The organism is Fibrobacter succinogenes subsp. succinogenes S85, from assembly GCF_000146505.1.
Taxonomy (GTDB): domain Bacteria; phylum Fibrobacterota; class Fibrobacteria; order Fibrobacterales; family Fibrobacteraceae; genus Fibrobacter; species Fibrobacter succinogenes.
In genome coordinates this window covers 3,803,618-3,829,057 of the sequence record NC_017448.1, presented here as the reverse complement: position 1 = coordinate 3,829,057, position 25,440 = coordinate 3,803,618, and the positions used below count along the sequence as shown (strand labels likewise).

The 25,440-nt window shown below is 46.2% G+C and carries 22 protein-coding genes; all 22 read right to left on the bottom strand.

Features of this window, described 5'->3' with window-relative positions; translation table 11 throughout:
* Positions 1–15: 15 nt before the first annotated feature.
* Positions 16–3,093, bottom strand: coding sequence for a glycosyltransferase family 117 protein (locus FSU_RS15735; RefSeq protein ID WP_014547330.1), 3,078 nt, complete (start codon positions 3,091–3,093; stop codon positions 16–18).
* A gap of 5 nt (positions 3,094–3,098) precedes the next feature.
* Positions 3,099–3,539 carry a transcription antitermination factor NusB gene (nusB, locus tag FSU_RS15730; protein WP_014547329.1) on the bottom strand — a complete coding sequence of 147 codons (441 nt, stop codon included), beginning with the start codon at positions 3,537–3,539 and terminating at the stop codon, positions 3,099–3,101.
* A 2-nt stretch (positions 3,540–3,541) separates the two neighbouring features.
* Entirely contained in the window at positions 3,542–4,009 is a 468-nt protein-coding gene (gene ribH / locus FSU_RS15725) for a 6,7-dimethyl-8-ribityllumazine synthase (protein WP_014547328.1), read from the bottom strand.
* A gap of 1 nt (position 4,010) precedes the next feature.
* Positions 4,011–5,258 carry a bifunctional 3,4-dihydroxy-2-butanone-4-phosphate synthase/GTP cyclohydrolase II gene (locus tag FSU_RS15720; protein ID WP_014547327.1) on the bottom strand — a complete coding sequence of 416 codons (1,248 nt, stop codon included), beginning with the start codon at positions 5,256–5,258 and terminating at the stop codon, positions 4,011–4,013.
* Complete coding sequence (locus FSU_RS15715) at positions 5,245–5,844, bottom strand: riboflavin synthase (RefSeq protein WP_014547326.1); 600 nt, start codon at positions 5,842–5,844, stop codon at positions 5,245–5,247. Before FSU_RS15715 ends, FSU_RS15720 begins: the two co-directional genes overlap by 14 nt.
* 154 nt (positions 5,845–5,998) lie before the next feature.
* A complete protein-coding gene (locus FSU_RS15710; RefSeq protein ID WP_014547325.1) occupies positions 5,999–6,907 on the bottom strand; it encodes a hypothetical protein in 909 nt (302 codons plus the stop codon).
* A 3-nt stretch (positions 6,908–6,910) separates the two neighbouring features.
* Positions 6,911–8,176, bottom strand: coding sequence for a bifunctional diaminohydroxyphosphoribosylaminopyrimidine deaminase/5-amino-6-(5-phosphoribosylamino)uracil reductase RibD (gene ribD / locus FSU_RS15705; RefSeq protein ID WP_014547324.1), 1,266 nt, complete (start codon positions 8,174–8,176; stop codon positions 6,911–6,913).
* A gap of 9 nt (positions 8,177–8,185) precedes the next feature.
* The gene (locus FSU_RS16610; RefSeq protein ID WP_014547323.1) at positions 8,186–8,626 is read right to left on the bottom strand and encodes a rhodanese-like domain-containing protein; all 441 of its coding nucleotides are present in this window, start codon (positions 8,624–8,626) and stop codon (positions 8,186–8,188) included.
* A gap of 36 nt (positions 8,627–8,662) precedes the next feature.
* Positions 8,663–9,826, bottom strand: a complete 1,164-nt coding sequence (locus FSU_RS15695) for an alpha/beta hydrolase (RefSeq protein ID WP_015732397.1) — start codon at positions 9,824–9,826, stop codon at positions 8,663–8,665.
* Positions 9,827–9,862: 36 nt separating this feature from the next.
* A complete protein-coding gene (locus FSU_RS15690) occupies positions 9,863–11,611 on the bottom strand; it encodes a 1-deoxy-D-xylulose-5-phosphate synthase (protein ID WP_014547321.1) in 1,749 nt (582 codons plus the stop codon).
* A gap of 222 nt (positions 11,612–11,833) precedes the next feature.
* Positions 11,834–12,778 carry a hypothetical protein gene (locus tag FSU_RS15685; protein ID WP_014547319.1) on the bottom strand — a complete coding sequence of 315 codons (945 nt, stop codon included), beginning with the start codon at positions 12,776–12,778 and terminating at the stop codon, positions 11,834–11,836.
* Entirely contained in the window at positions 12,775–13,425 is a 651-nt protein-coding gene (locus tag FSU_RS15680) for a hypothetical protein (RefSeq protein WP_015732396.1), read from the bottom strand. The genes FSU_RS15685 and FSU_RS15680 overlap by 4 nt, the downstream gene beginning before the upstream one ends.
* Positions 13,426–13,536: 111 nt before the next feature.
* Positions 13,537–13,929, bottom strand: a complete 393-nt coding sequence (locus FSU_RS15675) for a hypothetical protein (RefSeq protein ID WP_041260290.1) — start codon at positions 13,927–13,929, stop codon at positions 13,537–13,539.
* Between the two features lie 152 nt (positions 13,930–14,081).
* A complete protein-coding gene (locus tag FSU_RS15670) occupies positions 14,082–15,038 on the bottom strand; it encodes a hypothetical protein (protein ID WP_014547318.1) in 957 nt (318 codons plus the stop codon).
* A gap of 34 nt (positions 15,039–15,072) precedes the next feature.
* Entirely contained in the window at positions 15,073–16,110 is a 1,038-nt protein-coding gene (locus FSU_RS15665) for a hypothetical protein (protein ID WP_014547317.1), read from the bottom strand.
* 402 nt (positions 16,111–16,512) lie between these two features.
* On the bottom strand, positions 16,513–16,950 hold the full coding sequence (locus FSU_RS15660; protein WP_014547316.1) for a hypothetical protein: 438 nt from the start codon (positions 16,948–16,950) through the stop codon (positions 16,513–16,515).
* 151 nt (positions 16,951–17,101) lie between these two features.
* Positions 17,102–17,368 carry a hypothetical protein gene (locus tag FSU_RS15655; protein ID WP_155808819.1) on the bottom strand — a complete coding sequence of 89 codons (267 nt, stop codon included), beginning with the start codon at positions 17,366–17,368 and terminating at the stop codon, positions 17,102–17,104.
* A gap of 111 nt (positions 17,369–17,479) precedes the next feature.
* The gene (locus FSU_RS15650) at positions 17,480–18,403 is read right to left on the bottom strand and encodes a hypothetical protein (protein ID WP_244263673.1); all 924 of its coding nucleotides are present in this window, start codon (positions 18,401–18,403) and stop codon (positions 17,480–17,482) included.
* A gap of 321 nt (positions 18,404–18,724) precedes the next feature.
* Positions 18,725–19,618 (bottom strand): DMT family transporter, encoded by an 894-nt coding sequence (locus FSU_RS15645; RefSeq protein WP_014547314.1) that lies wholly within the window; start codon positions 19,616–19,618, stop codon positions 18,725–18,727.
* 153 nt (positions 19,619–19,771) lie between these two features.
* Positions 19,772–23,326, bottom strand: a complete 3,555-nt coding sequence (gene smc, locus FSU_RS15640) for a chromosome segregation protein SMC (protein WP_014547313.1) — start codon at positions 23,324–23,326, stop codon at positions 19,772–19,774.
* 306 nt (positions 23,327–23,632) lie between these two features.
* A complete protein-coding gene (locus FSU_RS15635; protein ID WP_014547312.1) occupies positions 23,633–24,136 on the bottom strand; it encodes a hypothetical protein in 504 nt (167 codons plus the stop codon).
* Positions 24,136–25,380 (bottom strand): hypothetical protein, encoded by a 1,245-nt coding sequence (locus FSU_RS15630; RefSeq protein ID WP_015732393.1) that lies wholly within the window; start codon positions 25,378–25,380, stop codon positions 24,136–24,138. The genes FSU_RS15635 and FSU_RS15630 overlap by 1 nt, the downstream gene beginning before the upstream one ends.
* Between the last annotated feature and the right edge of the window lie 60 nt (positions 25,381–25,440).

Here is a 25,440-nt window from a genome sequence, read left to right as displayed (position 1 = left end):
ACAATACCTCGAGAACTAATTTACAGAAGGAGCGGCGTCAGCAGCAGGAGCATCAGCTGGAGCTTCATCGACCTTGAGCAAATCCTCAGTAATCGCTTCAATCTGCTTGAGGCTCATTGCAAGGCGGTTCTGGCCCGGACCATCGTATGCAGGAATGTTCTTAAGGCCGCGTTCAATAACATCGACAGCCTTATCCTTCATGCCTGCAGAGGCATAAACGTAAGAGGCGGCCCAGTAGTTGCGCCATTCTCTCGGGAACTGGTAAATGCCGAGTTCGAGGTACTTGGCGGCGTCGGTAGCAATTCTTTCGACTTCGGCCTTGTCAGCACTGGTAAACGGCTTCTTGGTCACGAGGGCAGCAATCTTTTCACGAGCGTCGAACGAAATCTGCAAGTAGAGCGAGACATAGCTGCTGAGCAAACGTTCCGTTTCGGAGTTGATGTAAGCAGAACCGTCACCGAGACCGCGGAACTTGTAAACGGTGTCGATCATGGCTGCCGTAACCTTGGCATCAAAGGCGTTCTGCTTCGGCGTGAGGTCGCCCTTCACAAAGTTATAGACCATACCTTCCTGGACCATGTACTTTTCAAGGCCCATGAAGTTCGAATTGCCGACAGTCGTCGAGATTTCAATCGGGCGGTCCATGTTCTGGAGAGCAAGATCAATCACGAGCTTGTACTGCGTGAGCATCATGCTGGAGCGATACTTCTTGGCCCAATCGAGGAATGCATCCCAGACCTGGTAGTTCACCTTGAACTGGAGAAGCTTTGCAGAATCGGCATCAGAGAGGTAGCCCTTAGCTTCCATCTGATCAATACGTTCCTTGAGCTTCGGCTTCAAGGCTTCGGCACGGCGAACCCAAGTAGCAACCTGGTGGTTCGGGTTGTTGGCGCTGCTATTGTCAAGGACCATGTCGTTGTCGATGGTTTCCTTGTTGTAAGAAAGCTTGAGAACCGGCTCGTTCGTGAGCATCTGCTTGATGTACCAGTCGGTGTTACCCAAGGAGAGGTTCACCACGCGGACGTCCTTACGGACACCGGCAACTTCCTGAGCAAACCACAGCGGGAACGTGTCGTTATCGCCATTCGTGAAGAGGATGGCGTTCGGACGGCAGCTGTTGAGGAGGTTGTAGGCGTAATCCCAAGGAACCCAGAGGCCGGAACGGTCATGTTCCTTGTAGTTCGAAATGCACGGGACAAGTAAAGAGACGAGCACGAGAGCAGCTGCAATCGGAGAGGCGAAGGCGGCCGTTGTTGTAGTCGTTGCGGCAAGGAGCACAAGGATACCTGCGCCGATACCGTAAATCATGCTCATGAAGATGAAAGCCGGCGTGTAGAAGTAGTCACGTTCACGGACTTCCATGTGGACAGCTTCCGGGAACGGAGCGCGCTGGCCAAAGCGGGCAAAGCTTTCTTCAATCTTCTGCCAGTTCTTCCAAGCTGTGGTATTTTCGGCAGCGCTAATCTTCCTTTCGAATTCAACAATCTGCGATGCCGGCGCATTACGCATGCGGAGGCGTTCAATCCTGTACTTGGCAGTCTCAATCTCCTGGCGAAGGTCAATGAGTTCGTTCGGGTCCGGGAGAGATGTAATGCCCGCACCGGCGTTGTTCAGGTCGGCCACATTGCGCGTCATAGCGCTCACCCAGTAGTCGCGGTCGCGCTGTTCCATGCGGGTGCCATCGGCAAAGTTGATGTAGAACAGGAGACCAAGAGAGCAAAGGGCATAAAGCGACGAAATAAAGATACCCACATGCTTGTTGCGCTTGTAAACGTACACGCAAGTTGCAACCAGGAGACCGTTAAACAGCAAGAAGAAAAAGAGCTGCATAAAGGTATTGTCGCCCATGAACGACATCTGCGTCGGGAACTTGAATCCCAAACGTTCAATCGGTTCATTTTCGGAAGCATCAAAAGCGTAAACACCATTAGCGTAATTCACCCCGCCCACCTTAGTCGGCAGGTACTGAGCCATCTGGTAACCACCATAGCTCATGCTCGGGAAAGAGAGCACCTGGTGAGCAATCTGGGAACGACGGTAGAAAGCACGGGTAATCATGCTTTCGGAACCATACTGCTTACGTTCAATGAACGCATTGAAAGCTTCCCAGTTTTTGGCTTCGAAGAGGTTGCCGAGCTGGAGGTTGCCCTGTTCGTCGCGGATGTTCAGTTCCGGGTCGTTTTCGTCAATCGTCGGGTTGAGTTCCGAACGGATCGGGATGTAGAGGTGCGTGCTGTAGCCGACCAAAGCAAAGAACGCAAAGGCAAGCGAAAGCTTGAACGCATGGTTCACGCGAGCCGGGAAAACGCTACGGATAGCAGGCACAAAGACCACAAGAGAAAGTACGACAAGGCAGAAAAGCGAGATTTCAATGAAAGCAGAGACCATGTAAATCACGGAGCAAAGGAGCGTACCCGTAATCCAGATAGGGATGCGTTCAACAATCTTTTTCGGCTGAGCCACGAGAAGCAAGGCAAACACAGCCGGGACAGTGAGCATCGTGTAAAGGTGAGCGCCAACGCCAAGGAATGCGATATAGCAAATGAAGATGAGGATGCGGTCGCTACCCGATTCTTCGCGCTTGTTGTACCACACGAGACCGAGGTAAGAGACAAGCATCAAGATGAACATGGCAACGCCATAGACTTCAGCTTCGACCGCGTTGAACCAGAACGTATCGGAGAACGTGAGGAGGAAGCCAGCGACGAGAGCGGCAGTGCCGAGCACAAACGTGCGCATCTTTTCAGAAATCTTTTCGGCAAGGCTGTCAGTCTTGAGGACCGTTGCCAAAAGTTCCCAGGCAAAGAGGGCTGTCACATAGACCGTTGCGGCAGAACTCACCACAGAGATGTAGTTCACGCGCTTTGCGATTTCGCCCACGAACGGCAAAAGGAGAATGACCGCACGGGCAAAGAACACGAAGAACGGCGTTCCAGGAGGATGCGGAATGCCAAGTGTGTTAGCGCAGGCGACGAATTCACCGCAGTCCCAGAAAGAGACCGTCGGGGCCATCGTCATCATGTAAACGATCAATGCAATAAAGCCAGCGATACCGGCAAAGATGTGCTTATGCCACTTCTCGTTAATCTTCATAAAAATTAAGCATCCTTCTTAGTATTGTTTGCAACCATGCCACGCTTCTGCAAGAATCCGGCGAGGAGTCCGTTCACGAACGTACCCGAAGAATCCGTGCTGAACTTAGCAGCCACCTGAACAGCTTCAGAGATGACCACCTTCATCGGGATTTCAGGAACATACAAAAGTTCGACCATCGCGATGCGCAGCACAATCCTGTCGAGAGTCGCCATGCGCTCAATTCCCCAATGAGCGGAGCAGGCTTCAATTTCGGAATCGAGTTCGGCCTTGTGAGCAAGGACCAAGTCGACAAGCTTCATGCCGTACTTTTTCATGTTGTCCTGGAGCGGCTGGGCTTCCAGAACACCCGGGAGTGCATCAGCGACCGTACCGCCAGAAATTTCCATTGCGTAAAGCAACTGCATCGCAAAGACGCGAGCAGGTCTAAAACTTACTTGTGCCATAATTATTTCCCAATCTGCTTGTAAAGATTTACCATTTCAACGGCAGTTCTTGCCCAGTTGCAGCCGAGGTTTCCAGCCTTGAGGCCTGCGCGGTTCATCGCCTGGTCAACCGTGTCGGTCGTCAAGATTCCGAGAATCACCGGAACCTTGCCTTCGGCAGCGAGCGATGCGATTCCGCCCGTAGAGTTGTTCACGACCACGTCGTAGTGACCCGTTTCGCCACGGATAACGGCACCGAGAGCAATCACGGCATCGTAATCGCCAGAATCCACAAATCTGCGGCAGAGGCCCGGCAATTCAAATGCACCCGGCACATGAGCCACAGCGATATCATCGCTATCGACGCCGAGCGTTTCAAGTTCGCGGACAGCGCCTTCAAGGAGGCGGTCAGTCACTACTTCATTGAAGCGGGCGACAGCAATCGCGACCTTCAAACCAGAACCATTGAGGGAATTTTTGAATTCTTTCATCTTATTTTCCTTCATCTAAAACTTCGGCTGCGCCATGATCTGCATTGTCGAGATGGAGCTCGTGGCCCATCTTTTCTTTCTTGGTGCGCAGGTAAAAACGGTTGATGTTGTTGGGCTTGATTTCGATAGGCACGCGTTCCACAATCTTGAGACCGTAAGCGGAAATGCCAGAAATCTTGCTCGGATTGTTCGTGAGGAGTCGCATTTCCTTCACGCCGAGGTCTGCCAAAATCTGGGCGCCCGTACCGTACTGACGCAAGTCGGACTTGAACCCAAGGTGGAGGTTCGCCTCGACCGTGTCCATACCCTTTTCTTGCAATTCGTACGCGCGGAGCTTGTTGCAAAGACCAATGCCACGGCCTTCCTGACCGCGCATGTAGAGGAACACGCCGCCATGTTCGCCAATGAACTTCATGGCTGCGGCAAGCTGGTCCCCGCAATCGCAACGGAGGCTACCAAAGATATCGCCCGTGAGGCATTCGCTGTGGACACGCACATAAACCGGCTTACTGAAGTCCGGATTACCGGCAACCCAGGCCACATGTTCGACGCCATCGGTCTTGCTGCGGTAGGCATAAGCCGTGAAATCGCCGTACTTGGTCGAAACGTGCGGAGCGGCCACGCGCTGCACAAGCTTTTCCGTTTTCAGGCGGTAGTCAATCAAGTCGCGGATGGAGATAATCTTGAGGTCGAACTTCTTGGCGACTTCCTGGAGCTGCGGCATACGAGCCATCGTACCGTCTTCGTTCATGATTTCGATGAGGGCGGCAGCCGGGCGGAGACCAGCGAGCTTGGCGAGGTCCACAGCGGCTTCGGTGTGGCCTGCACGGCGCAAAACGCCTTCTTCCTGGGCGTAAAGCGGAGAAATGTGACCCGGACGGCCAAAGTCAGAGGGCTTGGAATTCGGATCGGCGAGAGCCTGGATCGTTGCGGCACGGTCGTGGGCAGAAACACCCGTGGTGCATCCTTCGAGCTTATCGACCATGACAGTGAACGGAGTGCCGAGCATGGAAGTGTTTTCGGCAGTCTGACGCGTGAGATTCAATTCGCGGCAGCGAGAAATCGGAAGCGGGCAGCAAAGCACGCCACGCCCCTCGTGGAGCATGAAGTTCACCTTTTCCGGTGTAATCTTTTCGGCGGCGATAATGAAATCGCCCTCATTTTCACGGTCTTCGTCATCAACCACGACCAAGAACTTACCGTTCTTGAAATCTTCAATGGCCTCTTCAATCGTATTAAGCAAGGTCACGTTCCTTTAGATAGTTTTCAATATATTTGCCGAGCATATCGACTTCCACATTCACCACGGTGCCAGGCACCCAGTTCCTGAGATTCGTGCGGGCTAAGGTCTCGGGGATAATGCAGACGCGGATGTAATCCTCCCCTTTTTCGGCCACCGTAAGGCTAATACCGTTTAAGGTGATGGATCCACGACGGATGACATAGCGACGCAAGTCAGCTGGCAGAGCCAAATCGACTTCCACGCCCGTTTCGCGCGGAGTAACGCGCAAGACTTCGGTAGTGCAGTCCACATGCCCCATCACAAAGTGACCGCCCATAAAGCTATCGGCGCGACAAGGATACTCGAGATTCACGAGATCCCCGACTTTTGCCTGCTGGAAGGACGTATTCACGACGGTCTGGTGCATGAGACAGAACGTTGCTTCGTCATCGGTACAGTTTTCAACGGAGAGGCACACGCCGTTATTGGCAATGCTGTCGCCCAGTTTGCTGTTTTTGAAGAATCCCGGCGACTTCATGCGCATGGTAAGCGCGTCTCCCCTATTTTCGAGGGAAATGATTTCGCCGGTTGCTTGAATTATACCCGTAAACATACGCGGGCAAATATAGAAAAAGGCGAGCGCCGCGCCAACACAAGTATTGCGTTGGCATGGCCGAGCCGCACTATATGCACTCCAAAGGAGTGCCATATAGAAAAGTAGACAGTAGGAAGGAAAGTGCAGGTTATTGATAGGGGTAAAAGGCGGATTATTTTTGCTTATTGGTCATTATCAGTTTATAGGAGTCACCGTCTTTAACGGAGCGTACTCGATATACCTGCTTTTTGCCGTCCTTATCCAAGATTTCTATGGGGCAAACGCCCTCTGCAAGGACTGTCACATTCCCCTCGTTATCCTTCTTTTTAATAAAGTTGCATTTGATATCGAAATCCTGAAGTTGTTCTCCGACATAATTCAGAATTTCGCAATTTGAAAGGGAACATTCGCCGAGGGTAAAAAAGGCTTTCCTAACAACAAATTTTTTTATTTGACGCTGTTGACGATCAGTTGATTGAAGAAAGAGTTGATCATCATCTATCCAAAACTCACCCTTTCTCTTTACCACATTAAAATTACCCCATAAAAAAGTCTTTGTACGCTGGCTCCCCATTAAGCCTGCATTCGCACGAACTGGGCAAATTCCAGTATCCAAAACTTCAAGGAATGATTTTTTATTATTAAACTTCACAAAATCGCAGCGGAACTCTACATCTTCACGAGGTATAGGCATATCGTAAAACATGCCCGTATTTTCAGTCTTTTTACGTTGTTCATTACACAAGGATTTTCGATCCTTCAAAGACGGCATCAACTTTTTAGCCATAGAATCGTTTATCGTCTTGCAATAATCGGCTTCATTTTCACAATAGACATGGAACTTCGGGCTGAAAGGATAATCAACCACGAAAAAATTATTTTCTATTTTTCTAGTTTTCAATAAATAAAAAAAGGAAGAATAACCACCCCAACTTTCCTTTGCGGGATGCACGCATTTCCCATTTTCTATACGTCCATAAAGGCAATACGAACAGCCATTTTCATCAGTCCATTCGTATTGCGTATTATCAGAAAATGCGCAAGCCACAAGGAATAAAATTAGGGCTGCGAGAAACTTCATACACTACCCCGGATAATACACGGTCAAGACATCGGGGCCGATGACGGCGGATTCTTTGGCAACGATGTTAGCGGGCAATTCGGGGTATTCAAGGCCAGCCTTGACGGCGCCAGACTCGATGAGATTTTCAAGGGCAATATCAACAGAAGAATCGGTGGAGCGCCAAAGATCAAGGCGGTTCCATAAAGGCTGCGCATTTTGCGACTGCGCGACTGCCGCGCCATTGAACAGTTCACGGGCAAGGCCAGCGCCGGGTTCAACCATCAGGCGGTGCATTCCACGAGCAGACAAATCATCAACCATCGCACGCCAGTTTTCGGCAAAAGAATCGTTTAAGAGTATAACGCACTCCGCAACGTTCAGCAATTTCGGTTGCGCCACGCACGAAAACACGATAGGCTTAGCATCACTAGCACTGAAAATTTTCAAACGCGAAATTTCATCAGCAGTAAATTCGTGATGCCCCGCCCAGACGATTTTCACAGGATTGTTGCCTGCGGCATAACGCACGTCAAGGCCCGGGTTATCGGCAAGGAGCGTGCCCGCACCAACAAGAACAGCATCACTCATCGCACGGAGTTCATGATTCCAACAGTTTGCGCCTTGTTTTGTAATTGCTAGCGGCAAATGGTTCCCCGCCTTATCCACGCAGCCCATAAAGCCATCCTGAGAAACAGCAGACTTGACTTCCACAAAGGTGCGCTTGGTGCTTACAAAATAATCATACGCTTCAAAATAGCGTTCCACTTCGGCAAAGACCGCTAGACCTTCGGCTTCACGAGAAGCTTTATCCAACGGCAACGAGCTCGTAAACTCAAAGACGCGGCATTCCGTACAAGATTCACCGTTCGAGCAATCCTCGACGCAAGCGAGAATGCAAGCGTCCACGCCCTCGTGAACTTCAACACCCGCCTCTTCAAGAATCTTGCGAGATTTCCCATGCACCACAGGATTCGGGTCGGAATGTGCAAAATAGACTTTCTGAATTCCCGCTTCAATAATCGCCTTGGTGCAAGGCGGCGTGCGACCGTAATGGCAACACGGTTCCAGAGTCACAAAAATAGAGGCTCCGCGAGCGAGTTCTCCCGCATCGCGTAATGCCATGACTTCGGCATGAGCACTCCCAGGACGCTGCGTGCGCCCCTTCCCCACGACAATTCCATCTTTGACGACTACGGCACCGACCGCCGGATTCGGGCGGCTCTCGCCAATCGCAAAGAAAGCTTGCTCTAAGGCAAACTGCATGAAGTTTGTGATTTCTGGAGTCATTCAAAAAAATTAATTCTGCGGCGGGAGAGCGAGGATGCCACCTTCGACGTTGAACACACGGGTGTAACCGTTTTCAACGAGGAACTTGGAAGCGGCCATGCTACGCTTGCCACTGCGGCAGTAAATCAGCAAGTCCTTATCCTTCGGGAATTCGCTCAAGCGCTGCGGCATTTCCTGAAGCGGAATGTTGATTGCAGTTGCAGCGGCCATACCCTTTGCCACTTCGGCCGGAGTACGCACGTCAATAAGGACTGCACCAGCCTTATGCATTTCAAAAGCCTTCTGCCAATCCACAGTCGTAATCGGAGCTACTTTCTGTTCAACAACAGCTGCGGCGGGCTGAACTGCCTCGACCTTTTTAGCAACAGCCTGCGGCTTCGGTTCTTCAGAAGAATTGCAAGCCGTCGTAAGTAACATTGCACAGAAAGAAATAGCCAATAACTTATTCATTTAAAAACTCCTTAAAAATACAAAGTAAAAGATAACTTATTTCACATGGGCATCGATAAAGCTAAACGCTTCTTGGTAAGCCTTATCGCGAACATCCTTGCGAGAGAGGAACAAGTCGTGCAAGCCATCGGGAATTGTACGCGTCGTCACCTTTTCGCCCAAATTCGGAGCCCATTCCTGAATATGTTCCACGTTCAATACGCCATCGCAATGCATGTAATCGTCCGTCCATTCGTCGCCATCTGCAGTGCAATCGCTATTCATCACAAGCACCGGAGACTTAATATCAAGCTTGGAGTGAACACGCTTTTGACCATTCATAATCGCACGGAGCCAGCCTAAATATTGCGTCGGGCGCGATTCACTCTTCAAATTTTCGTTGTACTCCCATTCGCCCTTTTCATGTTTCAAAAGGGAGTAGGCATAGTTGGGATTTCCCGTAGAACCGACGGAAAAATCCGGCAGGAATATCGACAAATCCGCAAGAATCGGAAGGCCGATCTTACGCAGGAACCAATTAAAGTTCATATCCAAGAACGGGCTATTGAGCACAAGCGCTGCAAAATGTTCATCATTGCGGTCATTCACGTAAAGCGACGAAATCAAACCACCCTGGGAATGCGCCACAATCACAAACGGAACGCGTTCCGCCTCTTCGTAATCGTCCACTGCAATTTTTTTGCTGAGTTCTACAGCGACATCAAGTTCGGCGTAAAACTCCTTGATATTACGCATGTCACCACGCGGGTCACCATCCACATACGAGCGTCCGCAATAGTGCAAATCAATCGCAAAGAATGCAAAGCCCGCAGAGTCCGCCTTTTCGGCAAGTTCCTTCTGGAAATAATAGTCGTTGTAGCCATGCACGTACAAGATGATACCACGCAAGCTCACGTTATTCTGCGAATCCGCACGCGGAGAACTCCCAAACGGATACTCAATCAACGTCGAGCGGAAAACTACCTCGCTATCGGGGCTCGTTTCAATCGGGTAAACTTTAAAAGGCTCGCCGAGTTCCATGTCCACTTGCACTTTAGACAGGGACTTTTCAATAATATCGGGATCCACATCAATTTTTGACGTGCTATCCAATATCACATCGTGCATCGCTTCGGCATTCGCAAAATACACATAAACCGCCGATGCAATAAAGAAAAGCACCAGCGGAATAATCATGACGATTATTTTAACTTTTTTCATGAGCTACATAATACTAAAATTAGCGACGCTCGGTCATTACGATAGGAGCTGCATCACGTCTTTTGCGACCTGCGATGGATTCAAGTGATTTTTCTCACAGAGATCCGCAAAGCTCACCTTGTCGTAGAACTCCTTGGAAAGCCCGCGCACAAGCACCTTCGCGCAAGTATCACCAAGAGCTGTCGCAACTTTTTGACCAAAACCACCCTCGATCACGCCATTTTCGAGCGTGACAAACACATCGTGAGTCTTTGCAAGTTCCAAAAGCAAGTCCTTATCCACACCGCTTGCATAACGCGGATTCACAAGCGTTGCATCAATGCCTTCGCGACGCAGTTCAAGCGCCACAGCTGCGGCCCGCTGGTAGAAATCGCCAAGACCGATCAATGCCACACGCTCGCCACGATGCACGACCTTAAACTTGTTGAGTCTGGAGTAATCCTTCTCGAAAATATCGCTGCGGTGATGTACAGCGTTCGGCACGCGAATCGCCACCGGATGTTCCGTCTGGTCAATCGCCCAGTCCGCCATCGTCTTGAATTCTTCGACGCATGTCGGGCAAAGATAAACCAAATTCGGGATGTTCGAAAGCATCGGGATATCAAAGATGCAGAGGTGCGTCGTATCGTTCATGCCATCGGCACCAGACATCGTCACGAGAATCGTAGCGGGATTATTGTTCGCGCACAAGTCTTGCGAAAGCTGGTCGTACGTACGCTGGATGAATGTTCCATGCGTACTATAAATCGGCTTAGCGCCACCCTTTGCAAGCCCGGATGCAAGAGCCACCGCATGTTCTTCAGCGATACCCACATCTATGTACTGCTTGCCAGCCTCTTTACGTCGAGCTTCATAGAAGCCTATTCCCGCCGGAACAGCAGAATGGATCACGACAACCTTCGGATCACTCTTGATTTTTGCCATGAGGTAAAGGCCGAGAATTTCACCGTAATTTTCGCCACTACCCCAGTTGATTTCGCTAGTTTCGATATTGAACGGAGCCGCCCAATGCCAGCCTTCGCGGTTCTGTTCGGCATAGGAATAGCCACGGCCTTTTTGCGTATGCAGATGCACCACGACCGGGCGCGTCGAATTTTTCACGGACTTGAAAATTTCAATGAGCGAAGCGATATCATTACCTTGTTCAAGATACTTGTAATCAAAGCCAAGCGACTTAAAGTAATTGTTTTCGGACTTGCCCGCAGTCGTGCGGAGTTCCGCCAAAGACTTGTAAAGACCACCGTGGTTTTCGGCAATGGACATTTCGTTATCGTTCACCACAACGATAAAATTCGTAGCGTATTCGCCAGCATTATCAAGACCTTCAAACGCTTCGCCACCGCTCAAGGAACCGTCACCAATTACAGCAATCACATTGCCCGATTCACGCAACACATCGCGCGCAGTTGCAAGGCCAAGCGCAAGGCTCACCGACGTAGAGGTATGCCCCACCATGAAAAAATCGTGTTCACTTTCGGTCGGTTCGCTATAGCCCGTCACATCGCCATAATGCGATTCTTCCAAGAATGCCTGGGCACGACCCGTGAGCATCTTGTGGCTGTAGCTCTGGTGGCTCACGTCATAGACAATCTTGTCCCTCGGAGAATCGAAAACGTAGTGGAGCGCAATCGTCCCTTCTACAAATCCGAGGTTCGGCGCCACGTGACCGCCACGCTTAGAAAGCTTTTTAAGGAGTGCTGTGCGCATTTCGGCGGCAAGCTGTTCGAGACTCTTGATGTCCAACGCTTTCACGTCGGCAGGGGACTTGATTTTTTCTAGGAGCATAGGAACCAAACTATTTTTAAAGGTGACCTTTAGTAATATATACAAAAAGTTTCGCAAAAAAATTTTTCAATGGTTGACAAATAAAGCCAACCACCAACTCAAGCAGCTGCGTTTCTAAATCAGAAGATTCCTCCTGAAATTTTTTGGGTTTTCTCTGTAATGAAACGCAGGGCATAGAGTTAATATAGGACTATTTTTTCAACCGTAAGCAGTTAAAAAATATTACAAATTCTTACGAATGATGAGTTTTCCTGTTTCGTTCAACGGTGCTAAAGGTACTTTCACAATGCCATCTAAAAATGCTCTTTCTTCCGGTGTAAGGGCTTTTTTACTGATGGCTATCCAGGGCTTTGAATCATCACAAGACAAGGGATCTCTCCCAAATTTGACAAACAAAAATTTCGAATTAAGCTTCATCAGATAATCAATGCAAGCCGTTGAACCCTTGTTTGGAGGTATCATGCTAACATAGCGAAACAAGGAATCCACATCCAAGGAATCAGAACCCAATACAGCCATTTTCAAAAGCTCGTTATTAACCACCAACAATCCATCTCGAGTATTTATCTTTGGAGGAGAAATTTTTTTCGATAAACCATCCAATGTTTTAGCCGAATCCAAATACTGTAGAATTTTTGCGTAAAATTCTTCTTCCGACCTCACTGCTTTTTTGACATATGCGGGCCTTTTTTTGACAAAATCCCGCATAAGAGAATCCGCATTCAAAATTTCGTGTTCAGAAACAACTTTTTTCAAAAATTGCTCAATTTCTTTTACTTCCTTTGACAAAATATATAACTGAGACCATTCTGCTACAGGTTGCCGTAAAATAAATTTTTTGTCTTTTGATTTTTTGACTTCGTCCAACTCGAGAGGACTCGACCAACTTTTTGTTATCGTGTGAATAAACTTATGGTCTATAGATCGAAAACTTTCTATACTTTCAGTATCAAAATCGGTCCGTATAAACGTATCAAAGATGGCTTCGAAATACCTGCCAAACACATATTCTTGTGAGATTCTAGAAAAAGCAATTCGATTCCACCAAAAAGAGATTGCCTCGGCATCCTTGATTTGACAAGGTATAAACCCGCATTGAATATTTTTACCTTCTGCAAAAACAGAAAAAAAGCAAAACAGTAGAAGCAAGACTATTCTTTTCATCATGGCGTTTTCTCAAGTTTTTTCAAAAAATCAATCTCTTCTTTTCCAAACTCATTCAAAGGGAAACCGACCCAGCCCCTGCAACTGAAACCTCGACGAGATTTCATTTTCTTATTCGTAATTAGAAAATCTTCATTATAAAACTTTTTGTAATAAAAATCAGATTTCACAAGAAAATATTGCGCCGATATTTTTTTTAAGAAATCACCGCAATCATACGGATGATCGGAACGTTTAATAAAGTCCCCTGTCTGGACATAAACCAAACTTCCGTCAATTCCAATAAAAGTTTCGTAATCAGTACAGAAACCATCCTCTTGTTCGCATGAATCCCCTATATCATAAACCAGAGAAATAGAATCAATATAAAATAGACTCGAAACGTTCTTTCCATCAGCAAACAATCGTCCATATTCTTTTTTTTCTACAAACTTAGATAGCGTATCTATAAGAACAGGCGTCTTTCCATAAAAAATTCTATCCATGATAGATTTTTCAAAAGGAGTTTTTATTTCTATAAATTTTGAAGAAACAATCAAGGCGGAATCCTGACGGAAATAACGAGATTCATCGTTTAATGCAAATACTGTATAGGATCGAGAATTTGCAAGGACACAAAGTAGCAAAGTCAATATTATAAGTAATCGCATAGTTATTGGAGACCTTTCTTTTGGTAAGCAATCCGACGTTATGATTTACTCTACAATCCTACCTGTATAATAGAAAAACTAGTTATTCCACCATACGCTAAAAATTAAATATTAATCTTGAACTGATGTTCTATTGTGCACAAATCGATAGAATTCATCCCTGGGAAAAGAAGAATAAACCTCATTGCAGTGGTCCCCCACTTTTTTCAGCTTATGAGATTCCATATCGTAAAGCTGCAAGCATCCTTTAATTTTTGGGGACGAAGATACATTTCCGTCTCGATCAATATCTATTGTGTAAACTGTCTCCCTGAGAAACCCCACTATCATTTCAATAGAATAACCACTTTCTGTACATGCAATATTTTCGGAACTAACCCAAGTAATCCCGCCATCGTATTCTTCAAAATCAAACTGAAAAAACTCTTTAAATTCCTTTTTTGGATTACCTTTAAAAATTTGGTATCCTGTAAGCATCACATACGAACTGTCTTTTGGGTCCATGCAGAATTTTTGGCACCTTTTTAACGAGCCACAGAACAGGCCGTTTTCACAGGCCCATCCTCGCTGGAGCATGCCGCGAGAAGGAGGGTTAATAGGGCATATATAATTAATGAAGGATTCATCTTTCAGTAGGACATAATTTTAATATAGGATTATTCTTTCGGTATCGGCATTGAGAGAATGGTGACATTCGCCCTTTTTTCATCGTGTATTTCCGTTATTCCGAGAACAACAATTGAATCTTTTGTCACCAACAAGCGTTCGTGTGAAAAAACTGGTATTTTTTCATTTTCCCATGTTTCTCCCCCATTAACGCTATAATATAGATAGTGAAGTAAAGTTCCTGTTCCTATATGAAATCTAAAAATTCCAATCATTAGATTTCCTTTAACAAAGAAATCCGATGGCTTCATATATTCTAAACGAAAAAAGTGCCATTTATTTGGAAAAGATGTATGGAGTTTAAATACACCTTCTGATCTATGTATAATACGAACTTCATGGATTGACGATGGCGCATCATCATATCCACAAACAACCCAGTCGTTGCTATTTTGGGCATACATTTTTCCCCATCTTTGACAATAGCCGGACAAATTTGAACTGGGACCATTCAATTCTTCTAATATAATCGTTTTTTCGTTTGAAAAAGAATCTTGTTTACTCACGTATATTTCTCCAAACTTTCCTCCTAAAACGGCATCGCCAAAATTATTCCATTCATCTTTTTTTTCATTAAAATACACTGCCGTGTCAGCACCTGTCAACGTCCAGGTTTTACCGTCATCGTTTGTATTCAAACTTACCCGCCGTTGTTTTCCCAAGTATCCGATAATGGAGTATTGCTTTGCATGATCCTTTATTGTCACTTCATTGGCAAACACAATTACTTTATCATATGAAAAAGACTTTTTTTCAAATACATCTGAAACACCTTCATTAATCCATCTTTCATCTATTTCCCTAACCTTCATTCCGCATAAAAGAAGCAACGGAACAAGAATCGCAATTCCAATAGGAAACAGGCAACCGACAGCAAAAATCATTTTGCCAAATTTCGTAAGTCTAATTTCGGTCAAACATGAATATTTCATTATAAATCTGAACATATTATTTTCCTAGAATCCAATTCATACGATTAGTCTATCTCATCAATATGCTCCCTATAGCTATTTCAATATATCGGAAATAAAGCTGATCCGCAAGCGCTACAACTAACTTCTTATTTATATCATCATAAGAAAGTTGCACGGTTTCTGATGTAGGCAGTTCTATTTCTTCCCAATGAGAGCCTTTATCTATGCTATATCTTAATACGGTCGGACCTGACAAAAATGGTCCCGTAACAGCAAATGCAATTATTTCATCCGTCACCAAAATTGCTTTTGGAGAATCTGAGGCATGCTTAGAGCCTGACAAATTACGCCATTCACCAATCTTTTCAACATGATTTCCATTAGATTTAAGAAGAACTATGCTCGCTTTTCGAGGTTCCGAACGATATATTTTTCCTAAAATCCAATAATTCTCTTCATCATAAAACATCAATGTAGAATGAAGATCTTGTTTCACATCAATAATAGTGGACGAGCCATCAAAACGATTAATGCGCCCAACTTGTGATGTAAAAGCAGGATTTCCTTTACGAACTATAAAATTTGTATATAAAGGTTTTTCCTCAACATACCAAGAATCATCAGCTATAACTTTATTAATCTGATGAACTTCAGGATTTTTTTCATCTAGATTGCCAAATATCGGCATTTCACTATTGAGTAGTTCCTGTTCTCCAAACAAGTTCCATGAATTCCCAGAATCCTCTGATATATAAACAGAAGCTTTTGTTTTTTCTTTCTCATAATTATATAAAAAAATATACTTTGAGTACCGAAAAAAACGAGGCATATTTTTTGCATCAGGAAATACTTTCAAATTCCAAGTTTTTCCATCATCATTAGAATTTAATGTCACAGGAACAAAAGCATAACCATCTAGGTCTGAAAATCTATACCCCAATACAGAAATAGAATCCTCGTTTTTTACAAAAACATCTAGGGGAATTATTCTGTAATTTAAAATTATAATTTCTTTTGTTTGCATGTTTTGATCTTTTAAACACCCCAAAAGACTAAGCACTGAAAACAAAATAAAAACTTTCAGCAATTTATTCCACAACTTCATTTTGTAAGCATCCTCTCAATTGCAAAAATTTCCCACTTTAATTACGACATTTCCAAATCAGAAGATTCCTCCTGAAATTTCTGGGGCACTCTCTGTAACGAAACGCAAGGCATAAGGTTAATATAGAATTATTGTTTGCATAGATTAAATTCTGGAAAATCAATTTCAACAATAATACACTTATTTGATACCTCTAAATAAGATGTTCTCCTTTTTCCAACACCAAATATATAATTTGCGTTTTCAATCTGAATTGGAGCTTCGTCATCACTTTGTGAGCATCCTAGCAACACAAGAAGAAATAAAATAAATATAAATATTCTCATGGCAACTATTTTAGATGTTTGACACAACATCAATAGGCAGATTACACCAACGAATCGTATTAAACCCAGATGTGGATTAAGCTTTAGCCTTCATTTTCCTAAATACAGCAACAGCACCAAAAATGAACAGAAGTAAATACATGCTATAGATAATAGTAGGAACCAAACTATAGGCAATAAAATAAGTCAAATCACTTGGAAGCACAAAACGAACGCCGATAATATTCCATATTATTTTTTCAACAACTAGATAGTAACTACATCCGTCAACTCGGAATCGACCTCCAGTAAACGGAAATAGCAACATAATCAAAACAGAGCATACAAGCGAAATTTTAGGCGATAATTCAAAAACATTTAACAATACCAAATTAAGAATAATAAGATACAACAATTCAACTTGTCCATACATATAAGGGACATCAAGAAAATGAACAAAAAAATCTTGACTTTCCATCCACATAAAAATCATTGTTGCAACGACAAGATTCATAACATTTATTGTTTTTTTCATTCCTATTTCCTAGTCCTTTTTTGTAATTGTGGCTTATTCATGTTTAGTTTATTTCGCAATAGCTGAACAGCCTCCATTCCCATATTTCCAGAACATTTCTCGAATGATAAACAACTATTGAGTGGTAATAATAGCTATAAGTAAGTTCAAGTTACAATACATACAAAGCGAGAACAACAACGAGTGCAATAAACGGGAGCGCAAAAAGCGCAAGGAATCGCAAGCAATAGAGAGCCACCTTCACATTCCAGAAGAAAAGGCGCCACCGCCCCTGCTTGGTCTTGCGGATTTCGGCCTGACAATCGGGGCAAATATTGCCGATTTTATTGCGATAACGGATGGCAAGGTTACTTTCCATCGGGGACATCCCCACCTTGTCATTAAATTCCTTTTTGCAAATTGAACATGTACTTAGCATGCTGCTAATATAACAATTTAGTTATTAGTCATTAGTCTTTAGTCAGTAGATTTTAGTTTGGCGCCAATGGCGCGGTTATAAAACCATTGACTATTAACCAACGACCAAAGTCTAAATTCCCTTAAAGAGCGTAGTTATTTCTAACGAGTCGCGATTTCCTTCAAAATTATGACCACCGGAATATCTATATCTCAATTTCCATGTAATCAAAGTGTCTTTTTCCAAAGGCGATTCAAGATTATTCCAAAGATAGAATGGCTTTTTATTGTAAAGCGTTGGATAAGTCGTAAGCATTGATATTGGACGAAGAATATCTTGATAAATACAGATACGTGAAGAATCTACCGTCGTACATTTAGTATTATTCGATGCCCAGTCCGGCAACCCATCCACCGTAATGGTATATCCTGAGAACAAAGTATCTATTCCAAAGATTGGCTTTTGCGTGTCAAGCGTATCCAGCGCATTGCGGAACGTAACCGTATCAAATGCGGGCGCATTGATGGCAGGAACATAATCCGTCCAAGCTCTTGGACCATAATTCAAGAATGTTGTGTCACGAGCAATTGTTCGATATGTTTTATGAAGAACATCATGGAAAACAGTATCACGCACACAGCGATACCCCGGTTGAGAACACAGTGGCTCATTCGTTATTAATACAGGATCTAAACGAACGACAGCAACCTCGGCAGAACTCGTTGCAAGATTATCTGTCTGATTATACATATAACACACACTGGAAATTTCGCAACTAAACGTCTTTTGCGTATCAGAGGAATCAAGATTGCAATAAACAGGAACTCTACCGCATGGGCCTGAAGTCCCACTTTTTGCAGCACTTTGCTTAGTAAGTGTATCGTATTTTTCCGTATAACGATCAAAATAAATAAAGCTGGTGTACTTTTCATTGCCTGTAATCAAAGTATCGTCGTAAACAGTGTCCTTATAAACATTCAAGACACTATGAACAAAAATGGTATCACAAAAAGTACGCAACGAGTCCAACTGTTCCTGAGTTTTGTACTTTAACATATCAATCGTACATTTGCCATCCGGAGTGTAACTTATCGGTTCCCGAAATGATTCCGGACCAGATGTTGAGCTATTGCACGATGCGAACAACGCCGCCACCGAAGAAAGCAAAAGAGTTTGGACTAAATTTTTCATGTAAATAAAACTATAAAATGATTACAGAAAAACGAGAGCAAAAATGCAGGAAAACGGGAGTAGACGTGGAAAACTACACCAAAAAAAGTCAGAATGTATTATATAGAACTTAGTTGTTTGTAATAGGTCACTAGTCAATAGTCATTAGTCAGTAGATTTTAGTTTGGCACCTACGGTGCGACTATTCTACTTTTTCACAGCCACCAGCATGGTAGAACCGAGAATCAAGGCGATACCCGCAATAATGCGAGTCGTTAGCGTTTCTCCAAAGACCATTACGCCAATGGTCACGGCAGTCACGGGTTCCAAAGCACCGAGAATTGCCGTGGGCGTGGAGCCGATAATTTTCACAGCCTTGACCATGAAGATGAGTGAGAGCACCGTCGGCACAAGGCCCAGCATAAAGCCCCAACCCCACGAACTTGCCTGCGTAAAGAGCGGCGGGAGGCCAGAGCCAAGCGTCACGGAATAAAGCAACAAAAAACACAAGCAAAAGCAGATGGCGTAAAAAGTCATCTTCACAGAACCCATCTGGAGGTTGATGCGGTTTGCCATCACCATGTAAATGGCATAGCTTATGGACGACAAAAACACCAGCAGGCACCCCACCGTGCTTAGCGTCGAGCCATCGCCGCCGCGATACAAGAGCGCCACGCCCGCCATCGAGACCGCGATAGAAGCGATTGTCCAAGCCTTTATACGTTCCTTGAAGAAAATGGCCATGAGCACCGAGACTTCGAGCGGATAAAGGAACAATAGCGTGGATGCAAGCCCTGCGTCCATGTACTTGAAGGATGCGTAGTACGTAAGCGAACTTACCGCAAAGAGGAATCCGAACGCGACAAGCGCACGGAACTCGCGGAACGAGATTTTAAAATGCGAACCTTTCGCGAGAATTACCACAAAAAGGAGAATCGCCGCCGTGAAAAAACGGTAAAAGAGGACCGTCTCCGGCGAGTAATTCTGGGTGTACAAATGCAACGCGCCCAGCGGATTGGTGCCGTAGCAAATGGCGGACGCAGCCGCGAGAGCGAAACCTTTTAGAGATGATAGACGAGAGACGAAAGACGAGAGAATCATAAAACTTTACTGGATCCTTCGACTACGATGCTACGCATCTTCGCTCAGGATGACACTGCCATCGTGAGCCACAAGCGGCACTGAGCAAACGTGCCGTGGTGGCGAGAGCGAGGCGAAGAGGGATTTTTTCCATCAGCGATAGAGCCGAGCGGTCTATATAGCAAACTTAGTTGCGTCGGCGAGCTGCACGCTAGCGATGCGGGAAATACCCTTGATTTCCTGCGTCACACCGTAGAGCATATCGGCTTCGGCCATGGTACGCTTGTTATGCGTCACGACGATGAACAAGGTCTGCTTACTGAATTCACGAAGGAGCGCCATAAAGCGACCGACGTTAGCATCATCAAGCGGACCGTCGACTTCGTCCAGCACGCAGTACGGAGACGGCTTTTCCATGTAAATAGCGAACAAAAGCGCCGTTGCCGTAAGCGCGTGTTCACCACCGGAAAGAGCCTTGATGCCGCGCATCTTCTTACCGGTCGGGCGGACGTTGATTTCGATGTCGGCGTCGAGAATGTCCATCGGCTTGCCCATTTCGTCCACGCGTTCCACGAGGTTCATCTTCGTTTCGCCATTGAGGAACAGCTTGCTGAACACGAACTGGAAGTTCTTCTGGATGCGTGCAAACGTATCCAGGTAGCGCTGGCGGGCAATGTCGTCAAGCTTTGTAATGGTGCGGTCGAGCGATGCACGGGCGCGATCGAGGTCGTCGAACTGTTTTTCGACTTCTTCGAGGCGCTTCTTTTCGTCTTCGTAATCTTCCATCACGTTGATGTTAATCGGGCCCAGTTCCTTGATTTTGCCGCGGAGTTCACGGATTTCGCGGTCGGCTTCTGGCTGCGTGTATTCCACACGTTCGACATTTTCGGGATTGTCAAGATCGACAGACCATTCATTCGTGATGCGTTCGCGGAGGCGGTCGAGATTGTTCTGAAGGGATTCCTGACGACGGCCGACGTCATTCAGTTCCTTCATCTTTTCAATCATGTCATCGCGGAGGCGGTTCACTTCGTCACGCCAGCCTTCCAAATCACCGCTCACGAGGTCATAGCGTTCACGAGCGAGGTCGCGATTGCGTTCAAGTTCGCGGAGCGCATTATCCTTCACTTGCGCTTCGTCAGCGAGCTTGTTGCAATCCGTCTCAAACTTTTCAATCGAAACCGTATTCTTTTCGATTTCTTCACGGCGGTTGCGAATCGTGTTGTCCAAAAATTCCATCTGGTCGGCAATAGCGACCACGCGGTTCTGGTTCTGCTTTAAGCGAGAAGTCTTGTCTTGCGCACTGCGTTCGAGTTCACGGACATCTTCTTCTTTTTCGCGAAGCATCGTCTCGTTTTCACCGAGCTGGTCCGAAATCGTCTGGTAACGTTCTTCAACCTTTTCGACTTCAGCTTCGGCTTCGGCAAGTTCCGCATCGCTGTTCTTGGACTGCGCAGCCGCTTCAATTCTGTTCTGCGCGTTCGTCACATCGCCATTCAACTGGGTCAAGCGACGGGTGCAGTTTTCAACCGTATTCCTGTGGATGCGGATAGAAGCATCGCCACCACGCAGAGAATCGCGCTTTTCACGGATTTCATCGACCAAGGACGAGAGCATCTGAGTATCTTCTTCGGTCAATTCACGCAAGCGGTCCACATTTTCTTCGCCGGCAGAAATATCACCTTGCACTTTTTCCAAAAGCGCTTCGGCATCAGCAATTTCGTTCTTGCGGGAGAGAGCCCCCGACGTCGAAACGCCAAACGACACAAGGCCGCTTGTACGCACAATCGTATCAGCGGTGACAAAATTCAAATTTTCACCACGGTATTCCTTCGCCAGATTCAGCGCAGTCTGCAAGGAATCTACAACAAAATAGCGAGAGAGAATTCCCGAAAGCCACGGAGAAACTTCGTCGTCCGTCTTGACAAAATCTTTGAGCGAACCGACAACGCACGGATTGTTCACCGGCTTGTCGTAAGCAGGGGCTGCACTCGAAACAAGCGACATGAGCACCTTGCCCACGTTTTCACTCTTGAGCGCATCCACAATTTCGTTCACGGCACTGTCGCCATTCACGACTACAGAATCAAGAATTTCACCGAGAGCAGCTTCGACGCTCGATGCGTATTCCGGCGTTGCCTCGATGCGTTCAGAAACAAGACCGCCAATGAGGTTCGCCTTGTTTTCCTTGAGGTAACGGTTGGCATCCGAGCCCTCGTTCATCACGCTTTGAAGCACGTCAATTCTAGACTGCAAACGGGCTTCTTCATTCTTCAAGCCCTGCAATTTCTGTTGCGCTTCGGTGAGTTCGGCACGTTCGGATTCCAAGCGTTCTTCACGCGTGGCACGCTGTTCTTCGAGATTTTCGATTTCGCGATTCGTGTCTTCGATACCCGCCTGGATTTCGGCGATGTTCGCTTCGGCATCGGACTTTTGCTTGTCGAGACCTTCGATTTCGGTCTGCCACTTCGCGATGTTCGACTGGAGCATGTTGACTTCGGCGTCCATGCGTTCGAAGCGTCCGCGGAGGGAGTTCACGCGGTTTGTGGCCTGCAAACGAGCATTCGAAAGTTCACGGGACTGCGTACGCAAGTCATCAACCTTGTCGCGCATGACCTGCAGCGTTTCGCGTTCACGTTCCAAAAGCGCATTCAGCTCGTCCATGTCGTTTTCGCTACCGAGAACGGCAATTTCTTCTTCGAGGCGAGCTTTTTCTTCGGAGAGTTCCTGCGACTTCTGTTCGCTGCGTTCAATTTCGCCCTGAGCCTTTTCGTTCGAAGATTCAAGGGCCGCCATGGAATCGCGCAAACGCATGATATTGTTGTTCAGGTCGTTTAAGGCAATCGTTGCCGCCTGGACATTGCGTTCCAAATCGCGGTAAGTATTTTCGTCTTCGCTAATCGCAAGCTTCTTTTCTTCAATCTTAGCCTGCAATTCTGTCGCCTGCGTCTTGGAAGATTCCACTTCGTGGTTCATGCGCTTGGTCGTAGAATCAAGCGTGGCGAGACCTTCCTTGTAGTCCTCAAACTTGTCCAAACTGACAGACAAATCAAGTTCGCGGAGGCGCGTATTTAATTTCTTGTATGCATTGACCTTTTCGGCCTGAGTTTCATAGAGACGGACAGAACGGCGCACACTGCGCAAGTTGTCTTCGACACGTTCCATGTCCATCTGCACGCGTTCGAGCTGGCGGCGCGTTTCCTTGCGCTGCTGCTTGTACTTGCTCACGCCTGCAGCTTCTTCGAAAAGTACTCGGCGGTCGTCCGCCTTGTCCGAAAGAACCGCCTTGATCATGTCGGCGTTCATCTGCGAATATGTGCTGGAACCAAGGCCCGAGTCAAAGAGCAAGGCGTGAACATCACGCAAACGGCATTCCTGGTTATTGATGAGGTATTCGCCCGAACCATCGCGGTGTACGCGGCGCGTCACAATGACTTCGGAATAATCAGAAGCAAGCGTGCCATCGCTATTATCGATGACGATAGAAACTTCGGCAAGACTCATGGCGGCGCGTTCTTCAGTACCGCTAAAGATAACGTCTTGCATTTTCCCCATACGCAAAGCGGCGGCTTTCTGTTCGCCAAGCACCCAGCGGATGGCGTCTGTAATATTGGACTTGCCACAGCCGTTCGGCCCAACGACAGCCGTAAGACCCTTCGTCGGGAAGTTAATTTCCGTTCTCTGCGCGAAGGACTTAAAACCAAAAATCTTTAACTTAGTTATCTGCACTGTAGCAAAATGTAGTAATTATTAAGTCTTAGACGAAAGACGAGAGACGAGAGACGAAAGAAAAAAGTAAGATGTTGGGAATAGGCGGTAGGACAAATGCGTAAGATGAGCGTCGCGACAAAGCTTGCTTTGGCATGACCGAGTCGAGCATTTGGTACTTGAACATAGTGAAAGTACAAGTAGACAGGGGAACTTAGTTGGCAGAACTTAGCCCGCTTCGCTCTTAGAACTTAGAGGGATGAGCAATGTTCTAAGTTCTAAGTTCTAAGTTCTAAGTTCTAAGCTCTAAACTCTAAGTTCTAAACTCTACTTCAACTTAAAAGCAACATTCCCGTCTTCGTCTTGCGAGACAATGAGGTGCTGGCTGCCGCCATCAAAGTCCAGGTCCGTTTCAGTATAGATCATATGAACGTTTTCTTCCGAACCGCAGCCGCTTATATTTTTTTCAATTACATTCGGTTCGCCTTGTTTGGCTAAAGTATTGTACACTCTAATAGGCGTGCTATAAGTAGCACAAAACTTCGCTATGCTTACTAACGTTTCACCATTCCACTTGTCAAAGCGAACGCGGACCTTAAACGTTCCGACCCAGTCTTCTTCGACAACCTTGCTCTTTTCGCCCGGTTCAATCGCATCGCGAATCCACGGCTGCACAGACGTTCCGTCTTCAGAAATAATATCAACCCCCAAAATCGTGACATCCGTCTTGTTTTCGACCTGGAGCCTGGTCGACGTATCCGTAAACAAATGGCTCATGCAAGCGGAGAGAGAAAGTGCAACCAGACAAAGGAATATACGCAAGTATTTCATTAGTAGCCTCCTTCGTTAGAAGTTGTTCCCGAAGATCCTGTTTTTTCGTAGCGGATTCCCTTCGCTTCAATCACCTTATTGCCTTGAGCATCAACCTTCGTGCTGCCCAAATTATGCTGTTCAGACAAAGCCTTCAAGGATTTTTTCAAATCAATCCTGCGGTCTGTCGTTTCCATCGGAGCCGCCTGAGCCGCACCGCGACCAAAGAACCTGCCGCCAATCGAGCCCAGATTCACCTTGACTTCTGCGATAAACGTTCCACTGGCATGGAACATATTCTCGTAGTCAAACACGGTATTGTAGCCCAAACGGATAAAGAAGAGATCAATTGCACCACCCCAGAGCAAGTCCTTAGCGCCAGCGCGTTCATGACGGCGCAAACAGGATGCCTCAAAAGCAAACAAACGAGACGGGACCGGATAAAATTTCAACGCCGCAGAACGAAATCCGTCATCCGGGAAATCAAACGTCACATCAGCATACAAAACTTGTTCATAAAGATTTTGTTCCCAATTCAAACGGACAAAGTTATCATCTCCGCCATCTTTTTTACGCCTGTAAATCGTAGCGTTCAAATTTGGCAAGAACGTCTTGTAACCGCTTGAAACACCGCCGTAAAGCGAGCGTGATTCCAAATCAAGCGAGAGGCGGATCGTCTGGAACGTATTGCGATAGAAGCTCGCCTGCAAGCTCACGTTCTTGTAACGAGCATGAGCCCAGTAGAACAGCAAGGAATCCGATTCGTTCGGATAAACTTTATGGCTCGCAAGTTCAAGATTCTGGTGTTGCAAGCCGAGCGCAGCCGTAACATCATATTTTGTATTCGTGTACGAAAAGCCCCACGTAAACGAAGATGAAATATGCGCGAAATCGCCATAATGCGGGAAGAAGAAAAAGTCCTGAGAATCCCAACCCGCGCGGTCAAACCAAGTGAGGAATCCCAAATGAGAAATGGAATCCAGCACCCAGCTCCCGAAAATGCCGTAATGGTGCCTAAACGCAAAACCGTCATGAACACCGTACTCGCTCTTGAGTTGCAACTGTTCAGACGAAGGCGTGTAAGTGTAGCCAATATCGATAAAACCACCTCGCCCACCACGCATCACAAGACCGATATCACGGAGTTGACGGTCACGCATCACAAGGCCACTCTGAGTTAAAGCCTCGGTCGGAATAGGATCTGCAAAGGCAACACCCGCCGCCAAGGCAAATAAGAATAGAATCTTTGATAATTTGTTATGCATTGACATATACCAAGCTATAGAACAAAACTAATATAATAATACTTGTGGTTGGTGGTTAGT

Bases quoted from the DNA above. Each gene is read 5' to 3' on its own strand.
- FSU_RS15735 (WP_014547330.1), bottom strand. From the start codon at position 3,093: ATGAAGATTAACGAGAAGTGGCATAAGCACATCTTTGCCGGTATCGCT.
- nusB (WP_014547329.1), bottom strand. From the start codon at position 3,539: ATGGCACAAGTAAGTTTTAGACCTGCTCGCGTCTTTGCGATGCAGTTG.
- ribH (WP_014547328.1), bottom strand. From the start codon at position 4,009: ATGAAAGAATTCAAAAATTCCCTCAATGGTTCTGGTTTGAAGGTCGCG.
- FSU_RS15715 (WP_014547326.1), bottom strand. From the start codon at position 5,844: ATGTTTACGGGTATAATTCAAGCAACCGGCGAAATCATTTCCCTCGAA.
- FSU_RS15710 (WP_014547325.1), bottom strand. From the start codon at position 6,907: ATGAAGTTTCTCGCAGCCCTAATTTTATTCCTTGTGGCTTGCGCATTT.
- ribD (WP_014547324.1), bottom strand. From the start codon at position 8,176: ATGACTCCAGAAATCACAAACTTCATGCAGTTTGCCTTAGAGCAAGCT.
- FSU_RS16610 (WP_014547323.1), bottom strand. From the start codon at position 8,626: ATGAATAAGTTATTGGCTATTTCTTTCTGTGCAATGTTACTTACGACG.
- FSU_RS15695 (WP_015732397.1), bottom strand. From the start codon at position 9,826: ATGAAAAAAGTTAAAATAATCGTCATGATTATTCCGCTGGTGCTTTTC.
- FSU_RS15690 (WP_014547321.1), bottom strand. From the start codon at position 11,611: ATGCTCCTAGAAAAAATCAAGTCCCCTGCCGACGTGAAAGCGTTGGAC.
- FSU_RS15685 (WP_014547319.1), bottom strand. From the start codon at position 12,778: ATGATGAAAAGAATAGTCTTGCTTCTACTGTTTTGCTTTTTTTCTGTT.
- FSU_RS15680 (WP_015732396.1), bottom strand. From the start codon at position 13,425: ATGCGATTACTTATAATATTGACTTTGCTACTTTGTGTCCTTGCAAAT.
- FSU_RS15675 (WP_041260290.1), bottom strand. From the start codon at position 13,929: ATGGACCCAAAAGACAGTTCGTATGTGATGCTTACAGGATACCAAATT.
- FSU_RS15670 (WP_014547318.1), bottom strand. From the start codon at position 15,038: ATGTTCAGATTTATAATGAAATATTCATGTTTGACCGAAATTAGACTT.
- FSU_RS15665 (WP_014547317.1), bottom strand. From the start codon at position 16,110: ATGAAGTTGTGGAATAAATTGCTGAAAGTTTTTATTTTGTTTTCAGTG.
- FSU_RS15660 (WP_014547316.1), bottom strand. From the start codon at position 16,950: ATGAAAAAAACAATAAATGTTATGAATCTTGTCGTTGCAACAATGATT.
- FSU_RS15655 (WP_155808819.1), bottom strand. From the start codon at position 17,368: ATGCTAAGTACATGTTCAATTTGCAAAAAGGAATTTAATGACAAGGTG.
- FSU_RS15650 (WP_244263673.1), bottom strand. From the start codon at position 18,403: ATGTTAAAGTACAAAACTCAGGAACAGTTGGACTCGTTGCGTACTTTT.
- FSU_RS15645 (WP_014547314.1), bottom strand. From the start codon at position 19,618: ATGATTCTCTCGTCTTTCGTCTCTCGTCTATCATCTCTAAAAGGTTTC.
- FSU_RS15635 (WP_014547312.1), bottom strand. From the start codon at position 24,136: ATGAAATACTTGCGTATATTCCTTTGTCTGGTTGCACTTTCTCTCTCC.
- FSU_RS15630 (WP_015732393.1), bottom strand. From the start codon at position 25,380: ATGCATAACAAATTATCAAAGATTCTATTCTTATTTGCCTTGGCGGCG.